This window comes from Kitasatospora nipponensis, assembly GCF_039528135.1.
Classification (GTDB): Bacteria; Actinomycetota; Actinomycetes; order Streptomycetales; family Streptomycetaceae; genus Kitasatospora; species Kitasatospora nipponensis.
This window is the reverse complement of record NZ_BAAALF010001039.1, coordinates 255-551: the sequence shown is the minus strand read 5'-3', so window position 1 is coordinate 551 and position 297 is coordinate 255. Positions and strand designations below refer to the sequence as shown.

General features: G+C 73.4%; 1 pseudogene. It reads left to right on the top strand.

Annotation, left to right across the window (positions count from 1 at the left end):
* Nucleotides 1-59: 59 nt before the first annotated feature.
* A pseudogene (locus ABD323_RS44750) lies at nucleotides 60-297 on the top strand (iron transporter); the annotation flags it as partial.

Sequence of the window (297 nt, the reverse complement as noted above, 5' to 3'; positions counted from 1 at the left end):
CCGACCGCCCCCGTGCTGGTCGCCGCCGCCCTCGTCCTCCTCTCCCGCAGGAGCAACTGATGCCCTCTTCGCTCGACATCGCCCGGCACACCAACGCCGCGCCCGCCGAACTCCCCACGGCCGACCACGCCGTGACCCACACCCTGCTCAACTGCGTGCTCCGCGAGGTGTCAGGACCCGAGCACCAGACCGCCATCGTCGACGGCGATCTGCACCTGCGGCTGCCCCGGCAGGGCGTGACGCTCCGGATCGCCCTCCGGCGCACCTCGCTGACCGGCGCGCACCGTTTCACCGGGC